This window comes from Ruminococcus sp., assembly GCF_019423705.1.
Lineage (GTDB): Bacteria > Bacillota > Clostridia > Oscillospirales > Ruminococcaceae > Hominimerdicola.
The window spans coordinates 277,025-298,561 of the sequence record NZ_JAHZAX010000001.1 but is presented as its reverse complement, the minus strand read 5'-3'; the positions used below and the strand labels follow the sequence as shown (position 1 = coordinate 298,561).

At 45.8% G+C, this 21,537-nt stretch carries 17 protein-coding genes; all 17 read right to left on the bottom strand.

The window, feature by feature from the left end; all coding sequences use genetic code 11:
• Nucleotides 1–38 precede the first annotated feature (38 nt).
• The 17 genes from QZ371_RS01220 to QZ371_RS01140 all read right to left on the bottom strand — a co-directional run bounded on the left by QZ371_RS01220 (nucleotide 39) and on the right by QZ371_RS01140 (nucleotide 21,524).
• A complete protein-coding gene (locus tag QZ371_RS01220; RefSeq protein WP_295207896.1) occupies nucleotides 39–206 on the bottom strand; it encodes a hypothetical protein in 168 nt (55 codons plus the stop codon).
• On the bottom strand, nucleotides 206–1,402 hold the full coding sequence (locus QZ371_RS01215; protein WP_295208082.1) for an HAD-IC family P-type ATPase: 1,197 nt from the start codon (nucleotides 1,400–1,402) through the stop codon (nucleotides 206–208). Before QZ371_RS01215 ends, QZ371_RS01220 begins: the two co-directional genes overlap by 1 nt.
• Before the next feature lie 190 nt (nucleotides 1,403–1,592).
• On the bottom strand, nucleotides 1,593–1,868 hold the full coding sequence (locus QZ371_RS01210) for a metal-sensing transcriptional repressor (RefSeq protein ID WP_295207893.1): 276 nt from the start codon (nucleotides 1,866–1,868) through the stop codon (nucleotides 1,593–1,595).
• A 110-nt stretch (nucleotides 1,869–1,978) separates the two neighbouring features.
• The gene (locus QZ371_RS01205; RefSeq protein ID WP_295207890.1) at nucleotides 1,979–3,970 is read right to left on the bottom strand and encodes an HD domain-containing phosphohydrolase; all 1,992 of its coding nucleotides are present in this window, start codon (nucleotides 3,968–3,970) and stop codon (nucleotides 1,979–1,981) included.
• 175 nt (nucleotides 3,971–4,145) lie between these two features.
• Nucleotides 4,146–5,471 (bottom strand): xylose isomerase, encoded by a 1,326-nt coding sequence (gene xylA / locus QZ371_RS01200; protein WP_295207888.1) that lies wholly within the window; start codon nucleotides 5,469–5,471, stop codon nucleotides 4,146–4,148.
• A 232-nt stretch (nucleotides 5,472–5,703) separates the two neighbouring features.
• Nucleotides 5,704–6,525 (bottom strand): zinc-ribbon domain-containing protein, encoded by an 822-nt coding sequence (locus QZ371_RS01195; RefSeq protein ID WP_295207886.1) that lies wholly within the window; start codon nucleotides 6,523–6,525, stop codon nucleotides 5,704–5,706.
• Between the two features lie 188 nt (nucleotides 6,526–6,713).
• A complete protein-coding gene (locus QZ371_RS01190; protein ID WP_295207884.1) occupies nucleotides 6,714–7,229 on the bottom strand; it encodes a hypothetical protein in 516 nt (171 codons plus the stop codon).
• Between the two features lie 112 nt (nucleotides 7,230–7,341).
• Nucleotides 7,342–8,103, bottom strand: coding sequence for a zinc ribbon domain-containing protein (locus QZ371_RS01185; protein ID WP_295207881.1), 762 nt, complete (start codon nucleotides 8,101–8,103; stop codon nucleotides 7,342–7,344).
• Between the two features lie 178 nt (nucleotides 8,104–8,281).
• Complete coding sequence (locus QZ371_RS01180; protein ID WP_295207879.1) at nucleotides 8,282–9,130, bottom strand: purine-nucleoside phosphorylase; 849 nt, start codon at nucleotides 9,128–9,130, stop codon at nucleotides 8,282–8,284.
• Nucleotides 9,131–9,244: 114 nt separating this feature from the next.
• Nucleotides 9,245–12,253 carry an FtsX-like permease family protein gene (locus QZ371_RS01175; RefSeq protein WP_295207877.1) on the bottom strand — a complete coding sequence of 1,003 codons (3,009 nt, stop codon included), beginning with the start codon at nucleotides 12,251–12,253 and terminating at the stop codon, nucleotides 9,245–9,247.
• A 47-nt stretch (nucleotides 12,254–12,300) separates the two neighbouring features.
• Nucleotides 12,301–13,404 carry an efflux RND transporter periplasmic adaptor subunit gene (locus QZ371_RS01170; RefSeq protein WP_295207875.1) on the bottom strand — a complete coding sequence of 368 codons (1,104 nt, stop codon included), beginning with the start codon at nucleotides 13,402–13,404 and terminating at the stop codon, nucleotides 12,301–12,303.
• Between the two features lie 311 nt (nucleotides 13,405–13,715).
• Entirely contained in the window at nucleotides 13,716–14,765 is a 1,050-nt protein-coding gene (locus QZ371_RS01165) for a carbohydrate ABC transporter permease (RefSeq protein ID WP_295207872.1), read from the bottom strand.
• Between the two features lie 12 nt (nucleotides 14,766–14,777).
• Nucleotides 14,778–15,875: a sugar ABC transporter permease gene (locus QZ371_RS01160; protein ID WP_295207869.1), complete on the bottom strand. Its 1,098-nt coding sequence runs from the start codon at nucleotides 15,873–15,875 to the stop codon at nucleotides 14,778–14,780.
• The gene (locus QZ371_RS01155; RefSeq protein ID WP_295207864.1) at nucleotides 15,875–18,313 is read right to left on the bottom strand and encodes a DUF5696 domain-containing protein; all 2,439 of its coding nucleotides are present in this window, start codon (nucleotides 18,311–18,313) and stop codon (nucleotides 15,875–15,877) included. The genes QZ371_RS01160 and QZ371_RS01155 overlap by 1 nt, the downstream gene beginning before the upstream one ends.
• Before the next feature lie 26 nt (nucleotides 18,314–18,339).
• The gene (locus QZ371_RS01150) at nucleotides 18,340–18,969 is read right to left on the bottom strand and encodes a Yip1 family protein (protein WP_295207862.1); all 630 of its coding nucleotides are present in this window, start codon (nucleotides 18,967–18,969) and stop codon (nucleotides 18,340–18,342) included.
• Nucleotide 18,970: 1 nt separating this feature from the next.
• On the bottom strand, nucleotides 18,971–20,581 hold the full coding sequence (locus QZ371_RS01145; RefSeq protein WP_295207860.1) for a tetratricopeptide repeat protein: 1,611 nt from the start codon (nucleotides 20,579–20,581) through the stop codon (nucleotides 18,971–18,973).
• 40 nt (nucleotides 20,582–20,621) lie between these two features.
• Complete coding sequence (locus tag QZ371_RS01140) at nucleotides 20,622–21,524, bottom strand: carbohydrate ABC transporter permease (RefSeq protein WP_295207857.1); 903 nt, start codon at nucleotides 21,522–21,524, stop codon at nucleotides 20,622–20,624.
• Nucleotides 21,525–21,537: the final 13 nt, after the last annotated feature.

The window sequence follows — 21,537 nt, the reverse complement described above, 5'->3', positions numbered from 1 at the left end:
TCTTTATTCGTTATTTTATGATTTTATGTTTTTATGTTTTACAGCACGCAGATAAGCACGCCTGCCGCCGTCACCAATGCGCCTATAACGCTTGTAATAGTGTAAATTTTTTTCGACTCAGGGTCGTTCTTCTCTTTTGCGAGATAGTAAATTCCCACGCCGAGCACCATTACGCCGATGATGATTGCGATCATTCCCAGAACCATTATTTTTTCCTCCATTTCAACAGCAAAGCTGAATTTATTATAACAAGCACCGAGCCTGCATTTTGCACAAGTGCGCCCACAACAGGGTTGAGCACGCCTGTTATGGCAAGTATTATCGCCACAAAGTTCAGCGTCATAGAGAATGTGAGATTGAGCTTTATGATGGTCATCATCTTTCTTGACAGGGAAAGCAGGTGTGGAAGCTCTTGTATCCTGTCGTCCACAAGGGCGATATCAGCGGCTTCAACGGCGATATCGCTGCCTATTCCGCCCATTGCAATGCCGACGTTTGCAGTCTTGAGGGCTGGGGCGTCGTTTATTCCGTCGCCTATCATACAAACTGACTGACCGCCCGACTGAAGCTGCTTTATTGCGTTAAGCTTATCCTCAGGGAGACATTCCGCACGGACGCTGTCTTTGCCGATATGAAGCTGGGAAGCTATCGCTTGTGCGGCGGTCAATGCAATAACAACTATCCAAGTCGCCCAGCGGTCTGCAATACCAACGATCTTCGCTTTGCCTGCGTCGGCGGACTGAACAAGCTTTATCATACGCTGGATAGAGCTGTCTTCGCCAACCTTTGAGGCTTTCATCTCAAAAGCGCCGAACTGGTTCACCGTTCCCGATGAGACCTCGTCGCCAACAGTTTTATCAACAGGGAGGGATTCGCCCGTCATAACGGCTTGGTCTATTGACGTTTCGCCCGAAATTATAACGCCGTCAACAGGTACAGTTTCGCCGGGCAGCACACGGAGGATATCGCCCACGCCCACCTTTTCCGCAGGGATAACAGTTTCTTTTCCGTCAGCAGATATTACCCTTGCTGTCTGGGGCGTGAGGTGGACAAGCTTTTCGATGCCTTGACGAGCCTTCGCAACGGTGAGCTCTTCAAGCAATCCGCCAATCTGCATAATAAATGCCACCTCGCCGGCGGCAAAGTCCTCGCCGATACAAACGGAAGCGATCAGCGCCATTGACACCAGCACGTCCGCCTTTATATCAAACTCAGTCACAAGCCCGATGACAGCTTCCAGCACGATAGGCAGACCGCAAAGTATTATCGCCACCCAAGCAGGGTCGAATGGCAGCTTTACGATATCCAAAATACTGCAAAGCAGCGCAACGCCCGATATTGCAAGGAACACGATATCACGCTTTGTTCCGCCAAGCTCCATGACAGCTTCCAGCTTTTTCATAAAATTCATAACAGGGTTAGTCGATTTCATTCCATTCTCAGACCTTTCTATACCCTATAAGGTACAGGTATATTATACATATAGGGGTATGGGTTGTCGAGAGGATAAACAAAAAGCAGCCGCATTTTTGGCGACTGCTACAAAAAATCATATGAAAAAATTATGCGTCTTACACAAAACTGATGGCTTTTTAGCTCATATTAGCGAAACGCTCAACGGCCTTTGTGAAGTCCTCAAGGGTCTTGTCAGCGTCGCCGTGCTCGATACCGTCACGGATACAATGCTTGATATGGCCTTCCAGCACGACTTTACCGCAGCCGTGAAGGGCAGATTTGGCGGCATTTATCTGCGAAAGGATATCCTCGCAGGGCACGTCCTGATCTATCATTCTGTCGATAGCCTGCACCTGTCCGATAATTTTCTTCAATCTTCTATGCAGATTTTCAGAATCCATACATTGTTTCATACTTTCGCCTCCAATATCCGCTTGTGAACTTTTTCTGTTTTATATTATAATATTATACACCATTGCGGAGGATTTTGCAAGGCTTTTATTTGGATTTTGCGTTTATGCCTTTATCCAAAGGTTTTCAGCGTCTTTTCAATATCATCAGTTGAATCAAAAAATGCGTCAACTATAACGGGGTCAAAGGAATTGCCCGATTCTTCTCTGATAATGCTGTACGCCTTTTCAAGAGGCATTGCGGCCTTGTAACAGCGCTTTGAAACAAGAGCGTCAAAGACGTCCGCAACCGCCATTATCCTTGCGCAAAGGGGGATATCCTGTCCGCTCAACCCCTCCGGATAGCCTCTGCCGTTCCACTTTTCGTGATGATATCCTGCCATAAGCACCGCCATATTAAGATAGCTGAACGCACCGAGGTTTTCAACTGCGTGCTCGAGCATATCCCTGCCATAGGTTGTGTGGGTCTTCATTATGGTGAACTCTTTATCGTCAAGCTTGCCGGGCTTGTTGAGGATAGTATCGGAAACGTGTATCTTACCCATATCGTGGAGCGGTGCGGCAACTACCATATCATCGACATATCTGTCGGTGAGAATATCGCTGTACTGCCCCTTTTCACGGAGCTTTTCCGCAATAATGCGAACATATTCAGCGGTACGTCTGATATGGCCGCCCGTGTTTTCATCACGGCTTTCAACGATATCCGCCATTGTGATTATAATATTGTGCTGCATATCGGAAATATGCCGAGCCTGAGTCTTGATCTGGACGATCTGCTCATTCATATCGTCCATTGTCTTTGCAACGGCGTGATAAAGCTGTTCGATCTCATCGCCCGATTTTATATCAAGAGCTTTGAACTTCTCCACAGCGTTTCCACGATCCTCATCAGTATCAAAAGCGAAATCGTCCGCCGCCGATGTCATACTGTTTATAGGCATAACGATCATTTTATCAAGCAGCCAGGAAAGGAAAACGTTGAACAGCGCAAGTATCGGCAGGAAGAAATCAGCAAAGCTCGATATGACCGCACTTGAAGTTGACGTTACGTCGCCGACAGAATAAGTCACAAGGATATTTTCGCTGTAAGGAAAGAAATGCTCCATATCCTGCAAAAGCTCAGGATTTGCGAACTTTTCATTTTGCGAGACAGAAGTCACCTCGCCGTGATCGTCGTATTCGATATTTGAGATATACTCGTTGCCAAGGTCAACAAGCTGTATCTTTTTGATATAAAATCTGTCGCTGGTATTTTCGCTGAGGACATTGCTAAAGGCCGTCATATCAAAACCGCTAAGATCATCCGCATTATCCAAAGCTGAAAGCTGGTCTGCCAGCTCAGTTGCCACGGTGTCATTTACATTCTTTATATAGATGTCAGAACTTGAAGCCACGTCATAATTGTTATCACCGATCATCTGCACGACAAACAGCGCAACCACCGCAATAACAAGGGCGTTTACAATAAGCTGGAGCCTGCGCTTTATTGAATGTGTTCTGTATACCTTTTCAAGCCTGCTTTCCCTAACGGGCAGCCATTTTTCCGCCTTTGGCATAAATATTCTGACCAAAAAGAATAGTATTGTATACAGCACGAAAAACATCAGAACTGTCAGCAAAGTCGTAAGATCTAAATTTCTGCTGTCAATGGTGCGTTCTATGGTCATTATGATACCAAGGATAAGCGCCGCAATGGGAACATTTCTCTTGCGGTCAAGGAATTTCGTATTTCTTAGTATCGCACACACGGAAATAACGAGCAAGATCTCCGGATCCTGAGCTATTCCCATAAACGTGCTGGAAAAAACGAAGTTTAATACCAGCGGTATCGAACTGCCCACAACGCCGATAACAGCTCCGCCCAAGACTGACATAACCGCCACGCCCATATGGAAAGAATACATTGCGGCGCAAAATGCCAACATAACATCGCCAGCAAATCCGCTTGTATTTTTGTCTGAAACGGTCACCAGCAACGAGGCTGACACCGTTCCCGATATCAGTTCAAGCACTATCCCAACGATGAGGACAATGCAAGCGCCCTTTACAAAATTTAAAAAGGCAGTTTTTCTCTTTAGGTTTATATCTTCCTTATTCTTCATACTTCTTCTGCACCCCCTCGACCAAATCTATACTTGCTTTCTGATCTATCTAATTTTATTATATCATCAACGCAAATAACAGTCAATAAATTTTTGCGCTTCCAGCCAACAAAAAAACAAAGACCGCAGGCACCCCCCACGGTCTTTGCAAAATCCAAGTTTTATAAATTATAAATTACAGATTGAAAATAACCTGATTTACAACGCTCTCGAGATATTCCTGTCTGCCGCTTGAAAGTGAGTCTGTTACCTCGCCCTTTTCAAGTGCGTACTTCTCAAGGCTCTCCATATCAGCCTTGCCTGCGATGATGTCAGCGCCGATACCTGTTGTCCAGCTTGCATATCTGTCGTCAACAAACTTGTCAAGTCTGCCGTCCTCGATGAGCTTTGCAGCTGCCTTGAGGCCAAGTGCGAATGTGTCCATACCTGCGATGTAGCTGAGGAAAATATCTTCCATTGTGTATGAACCTCTTCTTGCCTTTGCGTCAAAGTTCAGACCGCCGTTTGTGAAGCCGCCTGCCTTGAGCACTTCGTACATACAAAGTGTTGCGTCATAAGCATTTGTTGGGAACTGGTCTGTATCCCAGCCGAGAAGCGGATCGCCCTGGTTTGCGTCGATAGAACCGAATACGCCGTTGTCTCTTGCAACTCTCAGCTCGTGCTGGAATGTGTGCTGTGCAAGTGTTGCGTGGTTTGCTTCGATGTTCATCTTGAAATCCTTGTCAAGGCCGTACTTTCTAAGGAAGCCGAGAACTGTCGCTGTATCGAAATCATACTGGTGCTTTGTTGGCTCCTTTGGCTTTGGCTCGATGTAGAAATCGCCTGTGTAGCCCTTTGAACGAGCATAATCAACAGTCATCTTCATAAGTCTTGCCATATTGTCCTGCTCAAGACCCATATTTGTGTTCAGAAGAGTTTCATAACCCTCTCTTCCGCCCCAGAATACATAGCCCTTGCCGCCCAGCTTGATAGTAGCGTCAACAGCCTTCTTGATCTGTGCTGCGGAATATGCGAAAACGTCAGCGGAAGGTGATGTGCCTGCGCCGTGCATATATCTTGGGTGATCGAAGCACTTTGCTGTGCCCCAAAGAAGCTTCTTTGTAGGGTCAGCAGCCATTTTCTCAGCTATGTAATCAACAACTTCGTCGAGCTTTGCATTTGTTGTGCCAAGGTCGCCGTACTCAGGTGAAAGGTCACGATCGTGGAAGCAGAAATAGTCGATAGAAAGCTTGTCCATGATCTCGAAAGCAACGTCTACCTTCTTCTTTGCTCTTGCCTCAGGCGCAGCCTCGCCCCAAGTCTTGTCAGTTGTGCCGCAGCCGAACATATCTGTACCGTCGCCGCCCATTGTGTGCCACCAAGAAAGAGCGAACTTGAGCTGCTCTCTCATAGTCTTGCCCATTACAACTTCGTCTGGGTTATAATACTTAAATGAAAGTGGGTTTGTAGAATTTACGCCCTCGTACTTGATCTTTGGAATATCCTTAAAATACTCTGCCATTTCAAAAAACCTCCGTATTAAAAATAATTCTTTTGAAATTTACTGTTTCACCCCAAAGCCAACGCTAAAAGCCACGCCCTTAGGATAAAACGATTACAATATAATAATACACCAAAAGCACCCTGTTTGTCAACTGTTTTTTATTAAAATCGCATATGTTGATATAAGCTAAAATCACAACAAAAAAGGCCACGGAAATATCATCTTTCCGTGACCAAAACCGCTAAACAAATTATTCGTCTATAAAATAACCCGTGTCGCCGTCCTCATCTGACAGAAGAGTAACAATAGCGCTGCCGCTGGACTTATCGTCCTTTTTGCCGAAGATCTGATCTCTGAACAGCCAGAAAACGTCCACGCAGATAACTGCGATGATGAGAATGATAAGTATTATCGGCACAAGCGCACCTGCGCCCTTGCCCGGTGTAACGCCGTTCATCTGCTGGTTAGGCTGCATATTCTGCATATTTGGATTTGGGTTATACTGCATATTCGGGTTCGCCTGTGCATTAGGCACGTTCTGAACATTCTGACCTGCTTGAACATAGCCCTCGGGAGTGAGTATCCTCTCGGGCTGAGGCTGTGCCACCTGTGGGGTATCCTGCACGACTGGTGTTGGCTGGACGTTTACTGTCCTTGAAGCCATTGCGATCTCCTCTGCAGTTGGCTGTACAGGTGTCTGCGTAAATTGTGCAGGCTGTGTAGGCTGTACAGGCTCTTGACCCGGTAGATAAACGCTGTCCATTGTGGGCATATCAGGCGTTCTCTGCGGGATAGCGGAAGTCTGAACAGGTGCGCTGTCATAATGCAGCTCGGGGACTTCGATAGAATCCATTGTCGGGTTGCGATCTTCCTCCACCTTCTCTTCCGGCTGCTCGTCCTGTGGAACAGGAGTTCCGCAGACGTTGCAGAACTTTGCGTGAGCGTTCAGCGTATTTCCGCACACGCTGCAAGTCAATTTGTTTATAAGCTGCGTCTGCATTCTTGTTCCGCAGTTGGCGCAGAACTTTGCGCCGTCCTCAACAGGCAGTCCGCAATTTGGACAATTTTCCATATTAATACCCTCTTTTCGTGTTTTTGTTTCTGTTTATTTCTGTGAATATAAAACGTTATTACATCCTATTGAATTACCTACTAATTACGAGCGAACGCAAATTGTTATGAGCTAGTCGAATTACAATTTTCCGCCCCTACATATTTCATTTTTTATTTCAACAAGCAGCAACCTTATCGACAACGCCATTATTTAAAGTCAAACTTTTCGATAACGCCGCCGAAAATATACCAATTGGTGTCTATCTTCACAACGGTCATTTCGATACTGTCGGAAAGGCTTTTTTCCTCAAGCTTTTCTGTGAATGTGGCTTGGAACTTGAAAGCCTTTTTGATGGTCACGTTCTTGTGATAGTCCTTTTTATAAGTCCCCTCAAGGGCTGTCATTTCTGCGCTGTCAAGCTCAGTCTTGTCCGAAAGCTTATAGCTCAGCTCTGCGCCATTGTCGCCCCTTGTAAGCAGCGTCTCGGCAAGATTTGAGTTATAGTCCTCGCCGGCAAGATATTCCGCCTTTGCTTCGGGAGTGAAGCAGGAGATATATGACTGAGTGTCACCATACTGCGCCGCCGTTGTGAGCGTTGCAACGGGCTGCTCATAACTTAGCACCGCACGCTCTTCCTTTCCGCAGGCGCAAAATATCATCACCGCCAGCAGGCTGACCGCCACAAAAAGGCTTTTCAATATTTTGCTTATGATATTTTTCATTTCACAAACACCGTATTTTTTCAAAAACGGGCGGAAAATTCTCCGCCCGTTGATAGAACATATTAAACTTTTAGTTTTTTGATCTATTTGCGATAATTAACGATCGTCAGTATTACATATCCATAATGCCGTCGAAATCGCCGGCATCGAGAAGTACCCACTCGCCGTCCATCTTGCCGACAATGATCGTTGTTTCGGCAGATGTCTCATCGCCGTCAGCCTTGAGCGTGAACTCAACTGTCAGCTCATAACCGGCTGTAAGCTTATACTTTTTAGCCTTGCTCTTGCTGAGGACAGATGTAAGATATGAAACATTGTCATAATCCTTGAGTTCGTCCTTGTCGAGCTTTGTCTTGTCAGTTATCTTGTAAGACATCTTAGCGTCGTCGCCGTATGTATCCTGGAAATTCTCTCTAACGCTCTGAGCCTCTTCCTTGAAATCAACATCATCGCCTGTGATACTGCTCATAGCCTTCTTAACGTCCTTATAATAAGGTGGCATAAGATCTTCCAGAGCACTAGCGCTGCCCTTGTTTATGACCTTCATCATATTGTCAAGAGGCGTCTTATAGCTTCCGCCGCCGAATATCGCACAAAGAATGATGATAAGCACGATAATGAGAGCAAGCAGAACGCCGAGAACAGCGATCGTGAGCTTGTTTGGCTTGCTCTTGAGGTTTTTGATATTCTCAACAGAAACAGCGTCCTTGATAGCGTTCATATCAATGTTTTTTGCTGCCTGCTGAAGGTTTGCGATAGGTGAAGCAGTCTGCTGAGCGGCAGGCTGTGCAGGCGCTATGCTTGCGCCGCAATTGGTGCAGAATGTGGCGTTGTCATTGAGCTGAGCGCCGCATTGTCCACAAAATTTTGCCATAATATTATCTCTCCATATCCTTAATATATTTCTGAAGACGAAATTACTTCATATTAATATATTAAACTATATAAAATGATTTGTCAAGAGCATTTCACAAAATTTATAAAAAAAGTACATATAGCCTGCAATATTTTGTCACAAGACAAGCTTTCTCACCATTATCAAAAATTCAAATCTAGTCCAGTTTGCCCATTCTGATAATGCTTTCGGTAATAAGCTTTTTGAAAAGCGGCGCTGCCTTGTCGGCGCACTCCTGCACTTCTGCGTGGGTGAGAGGATTATTGGTCATACCTGCGGCGAGGTTTGAAACGCAGGAAATTCCGCATACCTTCATACCGGCATGGTTTGCAGCGATAGCTTCGCAGGCTGTGGACATTCCGACAGCGTCCGCACCGAGGGTTCTTGCCATTCTTATTTCAGCAGGGGACTCAAAAGAAGGCCCTGTGAGCTGGAGATAAACGCCGTGGCGGAGGTTAATATCGAGGTCGTCAGCGGTCTGCGTGATGATATCTCTGAGCTGTTTATTATAGATCTCGCTCATATCGGGGAATCTCGTACCCAGCTGGTCGATATTCTGACCGATGAGAGGGTTCGGCACAAAGCTTGAGATATGGTCTGTGATGAGCATAAAGTCGCCAGCCTTGAATCCGGCATTCACGCCGCCCGAAGCATTTGTGAGGAAAAGAATTTCCGCACCCATCATACGCATAAGTCTGGCAGGGAGGACAACGTCCTGCATTGAATAGCCCTCATAATAGTGCACTCTGCCCTGCATAATGACAACAGGCACGTTTCCGACATATCCGAAAACGAACTGCCCCTTATGCCCCTCGACGGTAGAAGTCGGGAAGCCCTCGATATCCTTATAGCTAAGTGTAGCCTTGACGTCGATCGAATTAGCGTAATCGCCCAGTCCCGAGCCGAGGACAAGTGCGACCTTTGGTTTAAAATCTATTTTGCTTTTAACGCACTCGAAGCATTTTTGCAGCTTTGAATATGCTGGGGTTATTTTTGTATCTGACATAGTTATTCTCCTTTCAATTTTCGGTATTAAATATATAACGCTGACATGATTATAACATATCAGCGTTAAAATTACAAGGCTGTTTGGTTGTATGTTGTTGAGTGTGTGGGGGATTTAATCCTCACCAAGCTTCAACGCCTGACTGATCTTTATCTTCTTGATAAGTCTGCCCAGCACAATGAACGCTGTCAAAAGCATTGCTCCTATCACAATGTAAAGCTTGATATAGTCGCTCCGCTCAGGTATCACCGCAAACGGCGGCACCGACTGCGTTGCGTCAAATATGCTCTGGAACAGCGGCACAAACAAGTCGCTCGTCGCTCCGCCTATGAATATCGCCGCAAATATCGCAACACCCGATACAAGCACTTGCTCGTACACGATCATAGATATGATCTCTCTGAACTTCATTCCCATCGCCCTCAAAATGCCAAATTGCAGCGTCCTGCTCTTGATGGAAAGTATCCAGTATATGAGAAATCCTATTATGCACATTATCATTATGATGATGAATCCAAGCGTCAATGCGCCGTTCATTCCTTGCAGCATTGGATCGTTCTTCTTCTCGATAAGCTGCTGGCTCGCCGATTCAAGGCTCGTGGGCGTTATGCCTGCTTCGTCAATGGAATTGTAAAACTCTTCCGTTGTTGTGCCGTCTTTCAGCTTGAACCATACTTGATACGGCTCGATAGAAGTCTGTACGTTGACGTAATCGTAATTCATCACCGCAAAGTCCATATATCCGCCGTTTTTCGCTTCCTTGTATGGACTGAGCCCCGGCCAGTAATCAACAAACGCAAGCACAGTTACCTCAAAAGCCTCGTTTGAGCCCCACTCGCATTGGATAGTGTCACCAAGCTCAAGTCCATAGCTCTTGAAGCTTGATGAAAGTATCACACCCGGAGTGTATTCCGCCAGCGCATTGAGATAATTGTTTATATGCACGGGCAAAAGCCTGTCCTCAAAGTTTATCACCTTTGAAAATTCGCTTGGAACAACTGTCATAAGCTGTACATTGCTGGTAGAATTTTTCGTCGATGAGGTCTCAATGCTCTGATCGAGGTAATCGTCACGGCTCTTCTCCTCGTCAGTCTTTTTCTGATTTCTCGGAACGTTCATCTTGCCCGAAGATATTGTCACGCCGTCACGGCGGAACACCTTTGTAACATTTTCAATGCCCGTGAGCTTTTCAAAGCGCTCAAATACAGGCTCAACATACTGTATAGTCGTCTTTGTGTCGCTGTCATCATCGTCGGAACTGTCCGAAACGCTTGCCGTATTCTGCGAAGCCGCCTGCGCAGCGCCTTGTGAAGCTCCTTGTGTGGAAGCTCCTTGGGAGCTGGATGACTTCTGCGCCTCTTCTATCTTGCTGCTGTACCATTGCTCAGTAAGCACAGCGTCGCAGCCAAGGGCGTAAGTCACGCTCTCCTCAGCATTTCGGTTCAAAGCTCTTGCGGTGTTGGCAAAGAACACGCCCAGCGATACCGTCAGCACAAGGAACAGCATAAGAAAGCGCTCTCTTCCTGTTGACGAGCGACCGATATTGGTCAGCGAAACGTATTGCGCAGGCGACCAAACACGCTTGCCTATCCTTGCGATAATTCTTATGATATACGGATAAATTCGTATCAAAAACAGTCCCAAACCCAGTATAAACGCCGTTGAAGCCACGAACATAAGAGGATTTACAGTAGCCGTTGTGTCGGTCAGACCCTCTGCAACGAGCTTTTCCTGCGTTTTGTTGTAATAATACAGCCAGCCCACAGAGCCGCCCACGAGGATAAAATCAAGACAGGTCTTTTCCCAAAGTGCGTGCTTTTTCTTTTTCGCCTTTGACTGCTTATGCTCAACGATCGTTGTCTTTGTGGCAGGGATTATCGGTATCATCGTTGTGACAAAGAACACCGCCACAGCTATTGCGGCATATAAAAACGCCTGATAGGTCAAATGAACAGGCAGAGATTTTCTGTTTACAAATTCAAGGAAGCCGTTTGAAGCACCAAGAATCTTGCAAAGCCCAAGTCCTGCAAATGGGCCTATTATGGCCGTCAGCACGCCAAGAACAAGAGATTCCAGCGCATATATCGCCATGATCTGCGCCCTGCTTGCGCCACGGCTCTTGAATACGGCGATCTCGTTTTTCTCCTGCTCAACATTAAGCTGGGATACCATAAACAGGTAGAATATTATCATCAGGATACAAGGTATCTGGAGCAGCCACAGCACGAGCTGGAGCTGTGAAGAGCGCCCTGCATAGTCCTCCAATATCTCCTGCGCAGGCATTGAGAAGCCGATAGAATTCTCGTTGTAATAATTTTTCTGCTTGTTGATAGCCTCTGTGGTGCTGTCAAGGTTTGTCATATTCATCGAGGCGTAATCAACAGCGTAATTGTGCGCCGCCTTTGTGATCTTCAGCACGCCTGTGTCAATGCCTGTATCAAAAAACGTGTCATAATCTGTGAAAATGGTGGCAGTATACTGGGAATCAAGCCCCTCAGCCCAATAGCTTGTCGAGCCGTCCTTAACATCAAAAGTTCCCACTATCTCGATCTTGATAGAGCCGCCGTCGTCAAAAACGTCAGCGATCTCATAGACCTTTCCCACAGCAAGCTGAGTAGTTTTTAAGGTCTTTTCCGTTGCAACGCATTCGTAAACGCCATCGTCACGAACGCCAGCCTTGAACATTCTGCCCTGCTTTATCGTGATATTGTCAGCGATATCTGTCATACCGCCAAGAGTGAATCTCGCCTGATCGCCGCCGTTGTCTGACTTCATCGAGCGAACGTACAAATACTCATCCGCAATGAACTTCTTGTCAAGCTCTTTCGGCAGCCCAAGTTCGTCAAACTTCTTTTCCACCTTGTCGTTATAAGCGTTGACAGCCTCTTTCTGCGCCTGGGCGGTGATATCCATTTTCGGGCTGTAACTTGTATTATAAGCCCCCGGGTAAATTTCATATTCCTTCTGGAACGCTTCCATGTCCTTCACGAGCATTCGCTGGAGGGAAGCGTTCATATATATCGGTATCGTACTCATCATAGCGGAAGCCATAATAAATCCGATAAGCAGGCAGAACACCATCCATTTGGTGTTGCGCATTTTGCGGATCAATAAAGTAAACATTTATTACTTGTCCTTTCAGAATTTGCTAATATTTTTGACTTCAACTATTATCTTATGATTATCTCGTCGCCCTCTGAAATGCCCGAGGTTATCTCCGTCTGCGAACCTGTCGAAAGGCCTGTCTCAACAGTCACGGCAGTCTTTTCGCCGTTTTTGAGCACATAGACCACCTTTTCGCCGTCAACTTTCTTTATAAGGTTGTTTGAGATAACGATAGCGTCCTTTACGCTGTCAAGCACAAGTATCGTGTCCGCAAGCTGACCAACGGCCTCCGCAGGGGGCGTGTCCTTGAACTGAACATAAATGGTGTCGGTCTCGTAATCTATTCCCGTGTCGTCAACATTGTTGTGATCCTCTTTCTGCTCCTGCTGATAATCCGCAAGCTTTTTCGGGGTCATAAACACAACGCCGTCATAGTAATCCTCGTTTATCCTGATCTGCACCTCTGTGCCGATATCATACTGCGTAAGATCGTCGGGCTTGATAGCTATATAAAGCGCCGAGGTATCTATAACAGTAGCGATAGTCTGACCCGGGTTGACGCTGTCGCCTGTGCGCACGTCCGAAAGTGACGACACAATGCCGTCGATAGGGGATTTAAGGCTTGCGTCCTCTTTCTGCTCTTTGAGCTTTTCAAGCTCTCTTTCCAACAGCTGCACGTCAACATAGGCCGAATCTATCTGCGCCTGCGTTCCGCCGCCCTCGTAGATGATATCAACATTGAGTCTTGCCTTTTCAAGGTAAAGCTCTTTCTCCTCGATCTGATAATCAAGATCGTATGTATCGAGGTCACAAATAACGTCGCCTGCCTTCACAGCGTCGCCTGCCTTAACGTAAAACTTTGAAACTGTACCGCTCTGCTTTTCATAAGAAAGCGTGTACTGATTTTCCGCAGTGACCGTGCCTGTGGCAACGATCTTCTTTTCAAGATCTTTCTTCTTTGCCGTAACTGTGGAATAGCTCACGTCGCTTGCCTTGACTGTGGGTGCGTCAAGCACTTCCTCCTCGTCGGGCAAAAGATAGCAGCCCCCAGCGGAAAGGCACATTGCCGCCGCCAATACAGCCGCCCCGAACTTTTTTCCTAACCTTGATCTTCTGTTTGTGTTTGTTTGCTTTGTATGGTTTATGCTGTTATCTCTGTTTATGCTCATAATCTGACTCCTAACAGAATAGATTTTCGTGGATATTGTGGTTTTGATCAGTTTCGTTAATTTCGATACTATATCAAATTAATTATACCAAAAAATCGCCGCTTTTTCTATATACGATTGTACTAAATTAACCTGCGATTTCGTGACAATATGCACAATACGCCGCTTATAAATGTGTACAAATTTCATAAGTCTTAAAAGCTTGAACATAAAGCCTCATCAATTCATCAAATTACGTATTTAAGCGCAAAAAAAGTCCTGCACCAAAGTACAGGACTTTTGATAACACTTTTTAGTTTGCAAAACCGAAATTAGTTTGCAAGACCCGATCTTTCAACACCCTCGATGAAGTATCTCTGAAGGAAGATGTACATAACAAGGATAGGTGTGATAGACAACAGACAACCTGCTTCAAGCCAAACAATGATCTGTCTTACAGATACTGCCTGTCCGTCGAAGAGCTGCTGAGTAAGGTTTGTGTTCAGGTTCTTCAGCATAAGAGCGACTGTGTCGTTCTGTGTGAAGAATGAAGATGATACATAGTAGTCGTTCCAATACCAAACGATGGAGAACAGGAATACTGTCAGGAACGAAGACTTTGCGTTAGGACACATAATAACAAGGAATGTCTTCAATGGGCTGCAGCCGTCGAGGTAAGCAGCGTCCTCAAGTTCCTTAGGCAGTCCTCTGAAGAACTGACGGAAGATGAAGATGAAGAGACCTGCACGGAGTCCGTTTGCGAACAATGCAGGAAGATACATTGTCCAACCGCTGTTGATAAGCGATGTTGACTTGCCGAGTGTGAATACTCTAGCGAGCCACTCAGGCTTAAAGTAAGCGTACTGCAAGTAAAGTGGGATAGATGTGATCTGTGGTGGTACGATGATCATAAGGATAACGATACCGAACAGAATACTCTTGCCCTTGAACTTAAATCTTGCGAAACCGTAGCCTGTAACTGCGCAGGTGATAACCTGGAGCACAGAAGCCACGAGGTTGAGGATAACTGTATTTACAACAGTCGTGTCGAACTTCATAACGCCCCAAACGTCCTTGATGTTGTCCATCGTGAAGCTCTTAGGGATCCATACAACTGATGGGTCGTTCATCTGATCGTTAGGTCTGAATGCTGTTGAAAGCATAAATATCAAAGGATAAAGAACGACAAAGCACAGACCGAAGAGAATGAGAAATCTAAAGAATGGCCAAACCATTCCGATCGCTCTTCTTCTTCTGTTATAGCTGATCTGCTCAGGGGTGAGATAATTCTCAAGACCCTCTTCCTTCATCTTCTTATAACGGGCTTTAATAGCAGCCTTTCGTTCTTTTTCGAACTCTTTTTCTTCTTTTTTAGTTGCCACTTAGATCCCCCCTTATTCTACTTCATAGTAAACGAACTTATTAACAAGCGCTACAACTATCGCAAGGAATACCGCTACGATAAGGAAGTATGCCCAAGCCATTGCCGCTGAGTAGCCGTGCTCCCAGTTGCTTGCCTTATTAAGTACGATCGTCATTACTTCGTTCTGTGGATCAACGAATGAGTCAACGATAGTATAAACTACGCTGGAAAGGATCATAGGGCTGATGTAAGGGATCGTAACTTTCCAGAAGAACTCCCAAGCTGTTGCACCCTCGATCTGAGCTGCTTCCTTTGCAGAAAGCGGAATGCCCTGAAGTGCTGAAAGTATCAGCAAGATCTGGATACCTGAGTTCCAAACAAGGTTCAGGATATCTGTCGTCAGCGAGCTTATGATCACTGTCAGCTTATCGCTGATGTTGTAGATACCAAGGAAGTTGAGGAGCTGGTCAACAAGGTCAGCCTCGAACATTGAGCTGAACTGCTCAGAACCGCCTGCATAACCACCCGTGCTCATATTACCGTTGATGATGTCGATAACAGGACCTGTTGCGATGATAACAGGAAGGAAGAATACGGCTCTTGCGAAAGTTCTTCCTCTGAACTTCTGGTTAAGGATAACCGCAATGAAGATAGAGAATATAAGGATCAGAGGCGTTCTCAGAACTGTGTTCTCGATCATTGACACAAGTGCCTTTGAGTAATCCTGATCTTTTCTGAAGGCGTTGATGTAGTTCTGCCAGCCGATGAACTTCATCTTCATTCCGCCCTGGGTTACCTCAGTATTGTTGAATGAATAGATAAGCGACTCGATAAGCGGTATGATGAAGAAGTAAATTGAACCCAGCGCCCAAATAGCGATAAATCCGTAGCCGTAAAGGCCTTTTCTTCTCTCATAAGAAAGTCTGTGCTTCTTTTCCTTTATCGCAGGAGCTGCCGCAGCAGCCTCTGCAACGGCGTCCTCGACAGTAGTCTCTTCAACGGAAGTCTCTTCTGTCATAGCCTCTGTGATAACAGCCTCGGTCTCTTCTTCCTTTTCGACTGTATTTTCAAGATCTTCCGCCTTAACAGCTTCGATCTCTTCAGGAGTGTTTTTCATTTCTTCGCTCATTATTCTGCCAAACCTCCTTCTATGCAATCTGCAAGGTCATAGACCTCTGTGCCGACGGTAGCTGTACCCTTTGCCTTATCAACGCTGATAACGACATCGGAAGCGCCGTCCTTTGAATAAGTTGTTGTAAGAACGTTCTTGTCGTCGCTGAGCTCATACTTTGTGATAGTATAATCAGAAACTGCTGAAAGAATGTTCTGTGCTGCCTTGTACTGATTAGCTGCAAGACCTGTCCAGCCTGCGTAGTTGGAGTAGTACAGATCGTCATAATCTGTATCCTGAAGCGTATCAGAATCAGCATAAGTCAGATCGTAATGGATCTGTGAACCCGAAGCCAGCGAAAGCAGGAATGTTTCATCTGAATTTGAGTTCTTATTGATAGGTGTTGAAGAATAATTGATATATCCGTGAATTACCATCTGATAGAACGGGATATCATAATCTGTTACGTTGAATCCGCTTGATGAAACAGGAACGTTTGAAACGTTCGTTACATAAGGCAGAACGTAGGAGTTAGCGCCGTCAGCCAAAACTGTGCCGATCTTTTCGCTTGCTTCCTTATATCCGTCAACGATGGTGTTCATCGTCTTGCTTCTGCTTGAAGGATCCTTCTTTGAATAGTCGGAAACAAGTCTTGTTGAATAATCGCCAAAGCCGATAGCCGACACATTCTCAGATGTGTAGCTCTCAAGCATTTCGGAGAATACGTTTGAATACTTGTTCGGAGTGAGAAGAGCAGGTGAAACGCCCTTTTCAGCAACACCGAACGCAGGGCTGTAAGATGACTGTCTTGAGTAAGCGTTTGAAACTCTGATCGCTGTACTTGTGAGAGTCATGTAACCCCAAGAACCGCTGTCCATCTGGAAGTTGTTCATCGAAGGAACTACCTTGATGTTCTCGTCCTTAGAAAGGAGAGCGTCAAAATCCTTTGATCCGCCGAGCGTTCCCGAAGGAGAGACCTCTGTGGAGATCTTGTTCTTGATAGAATCGTTTGTCCAGTCGTTGTAGTTTACTGTAACTGTGTCAACGCCGTTTTCCTTGAGTGTGTCAAGGATCTCGGAAGCCTGGTCAAATCCTGTGATCTCAGTCTTGAGGTTGAATGGGATACCAAGGATAGAAGTGTCCTTCATAACGCCGCCGAAGAGGTCAACGTAAAGGTCATTCTTGTTTGCCTCAGCCTTAGCTGTGAGACCCTTCTGATTGATAAGGTAATCTCTGTAAACCGCTGCGCAGTCAGCGTAATTAAGATCCTCGCCGTTGTCGCCGCTTACTGGGTAGTAACGAACGCCAAATCTCTCGGTCTTGATACCGTTCTTCTCGAATACTGTGATCTTGTTCGAGTTATCACCGTTCATAAAGAATGAGTCGGAGCTTCTTGTTTCAAACTCGAAGTAGCAGCTGTTATAAGCCTGTTTTTCCTGTCCGCTGACCTGTGCGTGAGCGTAAACATTTGACTCGCCGTCAGAAGCCACGCAAACCAGTCCCTCTGAACCGCTTACTGTTGCCAGTACAGGCATATAAGCCTGCTGAGTCGTTCTCGGAGCTGTGATAGGAACAGCCGTATAATCTCTGCCGAATACCTGCTGAGCATAGTCAGCATAATCTGTCTTGCCGTTGTTGTAGTTGATAACAGCGCCGCTTCCGTCCGGAACGATCATATAACCTTCCGCCTCGGAATCAGCCGCACCGAAGTTCGGTGTGAGCTCAAGCTTTGTGAGCACCTTGCCGTCTACCTGAGAAGTGTTCTTCTCTTCGATCTCGTCGCTGTCGCAGTAGATGTAGAGGTTGTCTTCTTCAAGAACATAATGTACCTTGAGCGTAACGCCCTCTGTGCTATAAGCGTATGTAGCAACAACGCCGTCTGTTTCTGTCTGCCACTTTACTCTTGCCTTGTTTGAGTAAACAGGAGCAGGAGACTCAGTTCTCTTCTCCTGTCTAAGGTCGCCGACTCTGATAGCAACGCTGGAAGCGATCTGCTTTCTCTGAGCGTTCTTCATTGACGAACCCTTTGTTGAGTCGATAATAGTCTGATCTGCCTCAACGTTTATAGGTGAGCTCCACCAATACTTGCCTGTGGACTTAACGTAAAGACAAAGTCTCTCGTTCTCTTCATCCAGATAAAGCTGGAGGTCGCCCTTTTCAGCGATCTTCTCGCACATTGCCAACGCTTCTTCATCTGTGATAGGCTGAACCTCATCGTCCTTCTTAGAAGCCGTGTCCTTTTTATCCTCTGAATCTGCATCCGCATCTTCTGCGTCAGCGTCTGAAGAATCATCCACAGCCTTATCGCCGCTCTCGTCAGCGGTTGTAACAGCCTCGTTCGTGTCAGCAGCGCTTGAACTTTCGTCCGTTGAAGAAACCACCATAGAACCCAGAGGCATCAGCATTGTAAGGCAAAGCGCAAAGACAATTGCTTTCTTATAACTTTTGTTATGCATTTATTATTTACACCACCGTTTCTGTTTTAGCCTCTGATCCTGTACATTATCTCAGTATAAACTGAGTAACCGAATACGTATACCTGCTGGAACAATGAAAGGAGCAGGATCGCAAGGAACAGTATAAGGAGCATTGCGATCAGCGTGCCGATAATTGAAGCAAGTGTTTTGCCGAATGAATACTGGTGAGCGGCTCTCATAGCCTGTATCATAAGGATAACAGACCAGCCGATACCAAGATACTGGATAGCTGTGATCCAGATCGACTCGTCCTGAACGAGGACGTTCGAGAAGATAACAGCGATAAATGTGCAAACGATGTAAGGGACAAGAGCATATGCCGAATAAATGCATATCTTCTTGAGAGTACCTTCACCATCGAGGAGCGTACAGATCGCCCAGTTGCCGATTACCCAAGTGAAGAAGTAAACGACTGACTGCACGATAAGCGGTACAACGTTGAATACCTTTACGTAGCTGTCGTTGAACTGGAAGCCTGTGAGCTGTCTGTCAACGACCATTGCGATAAAGAGGAAGAGAACGATCAGCATTGAGATCTTTATTGAGCCTTGCTTTTTCCATCTCAAGTCCTCAAAGCCTTCGACTGGGTGGAAGATACAATGCTTCAGCCAGCCTACCGGAGTAAACTCATACATATTATTCTCCCTCCTTCTTCTTGCGCTTGATCAGCTTTATGCCCTTTTTCTTGAGAACAGCCTTCACGATGAGGAGAACGATGAGCACAATAATAACTATCATAATAGCTGTGAAGTTATCTCTGAGCCATTCTTCTCTTGCGTACTTGAACGCCTTGTCGTAATCGTCCTGATCGTAAGCGGTCTTGAAGTAATCAAGAGCCTTTGTGTACTCGCCGTCGTTAAGGGCAGCCTTGCCGAGACCAACGTATGCCATTGCATAGCCGCCGTCTCTCTTTACAACTTCTTCCCAAGTGCTTCTAGCCTCGGAATAACGACCCTCGTCATAGAGAAGAACTGCGTCGTGAACTATGCTTCCGAAAGTTGTCTCGGTGTAGATCGTGATGTCGTTCTTTGTTCCGTCGAGGATATATACCTCTGTGCCTCTTGCCTCGATAGCGTTAGGGCCAAGGAAGCTTCCGGCCTGGTCGGAAGTGGAGTTCTTTGTACCGAAGATACAAAGAAGATTACAAAGCTTGTCATACTGGAACACTCTGCCGTTCTCATAGTCAAGAACGTTGATCATTCCGTTGTCAGAGATACAAATATCCGTAAGTCTGCACTTGTAAGTCTTGTTTGTTGTTGAGTCGTATTCGGAAGAAACATCACCGAATGAATACTTGTCACCTACGGCATTATCCCAGATGTTGTAACCCGCAGGGTTCAACTTTTTAACAGCGTCCGTTGTAGTATTAGCAGCCTCAGTAACGGTGTAGATGAATCCATCGTTATCAATATCGAAGTTTGCATACTCAACAGGAACGTTTCTTGTCATAGCTGAGATCTGCTCGTTAGAAGCGATCTTTCTCCAAAGCTTCTGAGCGATTACCGCAGCTGTAACTTCAACTCGGTTCGCACCGTAGAATCCCTGGAACTCTCCGTCCTTGTTGAACTGAACTGAACCTGTGTTGACTGATTTACAAACAACGTAGATGTTCTCAGCCTTATCTGCAAGGATCTTTGAAGGGTTGAATGTTTCGGAATCATAAAGCTCTGTATCAGGCTTTGTGTATTCCTGCACAAGCTTCATCTCTGTTGGCGACTCAACTGTACACTTAACAGCTCTTGAATTGTCTGTATCAGCGATATAAACATAGAGCTGGTCGTCAAAAATGCTCTTTTTAACGTAGATACCATTAGGATTGAGGAAAGTTGACTTTCCGTCCTCGCCGACTGATATCTCTGTCTGACCCTCAAAACCTGTGAAGCAACCTATTACTTTGAGGTCTGAGTCAAGTCTTAAAATTCTGTTGTTGCCGGAATCGCAAACCCAGAAGGATTCGCTGTCTTCATCATAATAAAGGTCTTTTGCGTCTGAAAGCTTTGCAGGAGCGTCATCGCTCACATAAAGAGCGTCGTCCTTATCGGAAAGCCTGTCAAGACCCATATCAGCACCCGTTACAGTCTTGCCGACTCTGTAAGCACTCTGCGAAGGGATCGCATCGTCCCAGTAATCGTAGTTGTAGGCTGTATAAGGCTCATCTGCGAAAGCAGCCGTTGTCATAGTCAGCGCTATGCCTGCCGCAAGTGCCGCAGAGAGTATTCTTTTTATAGAGAGTTTATTTCTCGACACTACTTATCACCTTTTTCCTTTTCTATTATTAATGTACCTATTAATCCTTCATACCTGAGTTAGCCATAGTTTCCATAACGTTACCCTGGGCAATAAGGAATACGACCAGCGGTGGTATCAGAAGTACAACTGCTGCTGCAAATGTAACGCCCTGACGAGCGAGACCTGCTGCTGTGATCTGCTGTACAACTGTCGGTAGTGTTTTGAGCTGCTCGGAGTAGATCAGAGCACCGCCCTGAATGTTCCAAGCGCCTTGGAATGCGAAGATGATAAGTGTCATCAATGCAGGCTTTGAGTTTGGAACAACGATCTGCCAGCAAATTCTGAACAAGCCGGCGCCGTCTACCTTTGCCGCCTCGACCATAGAATCGTGGATAGATGTCATACTCTGACGCATAAGATAAAGTCCCATAGCAGTTGAAATGCTTGGGAGGATAAGTGCCCAGTATGTATCGATCATATGGAGCTTAGCCATTACCAAGAACTGCATGATCCAAGTTGCGTTGGACGAGAACAGGAGGGCAATAACGATGATCTGGTTGATGACCTTGTTGCCTGGGAACTTACATTTTGCAAGAACGAATGCCGCACAGCAGCAAACAAAAAGGTTGCAAATACAAATAACGATCGTGATAAAGAAGCTGTTGAAGATGTATCTTGACAGAGGGACCTGCCAGGAGCTTGCAGCTACCTTGAACATATCAGAGAAGTTATTTGATGTTGGATTAAGAACGTAAAGCTTAGGTGGGAACACGAAGAGCTCTTCAACCGGCTTCAGCGACTGGATCACAGAGTAATACAGAGGGAATACCATAAATGCACCGAGGAGACAGAGGAATACGAAAATAACTATATCTCCGCCAAGAGAACCGTTGACTCTCGCCTTTTTCTCCTTGACCTTCAGCTTTTCAATTGACTGCTGCTTTTTTCTTTTTCTAGCCATTTTATATACTCCC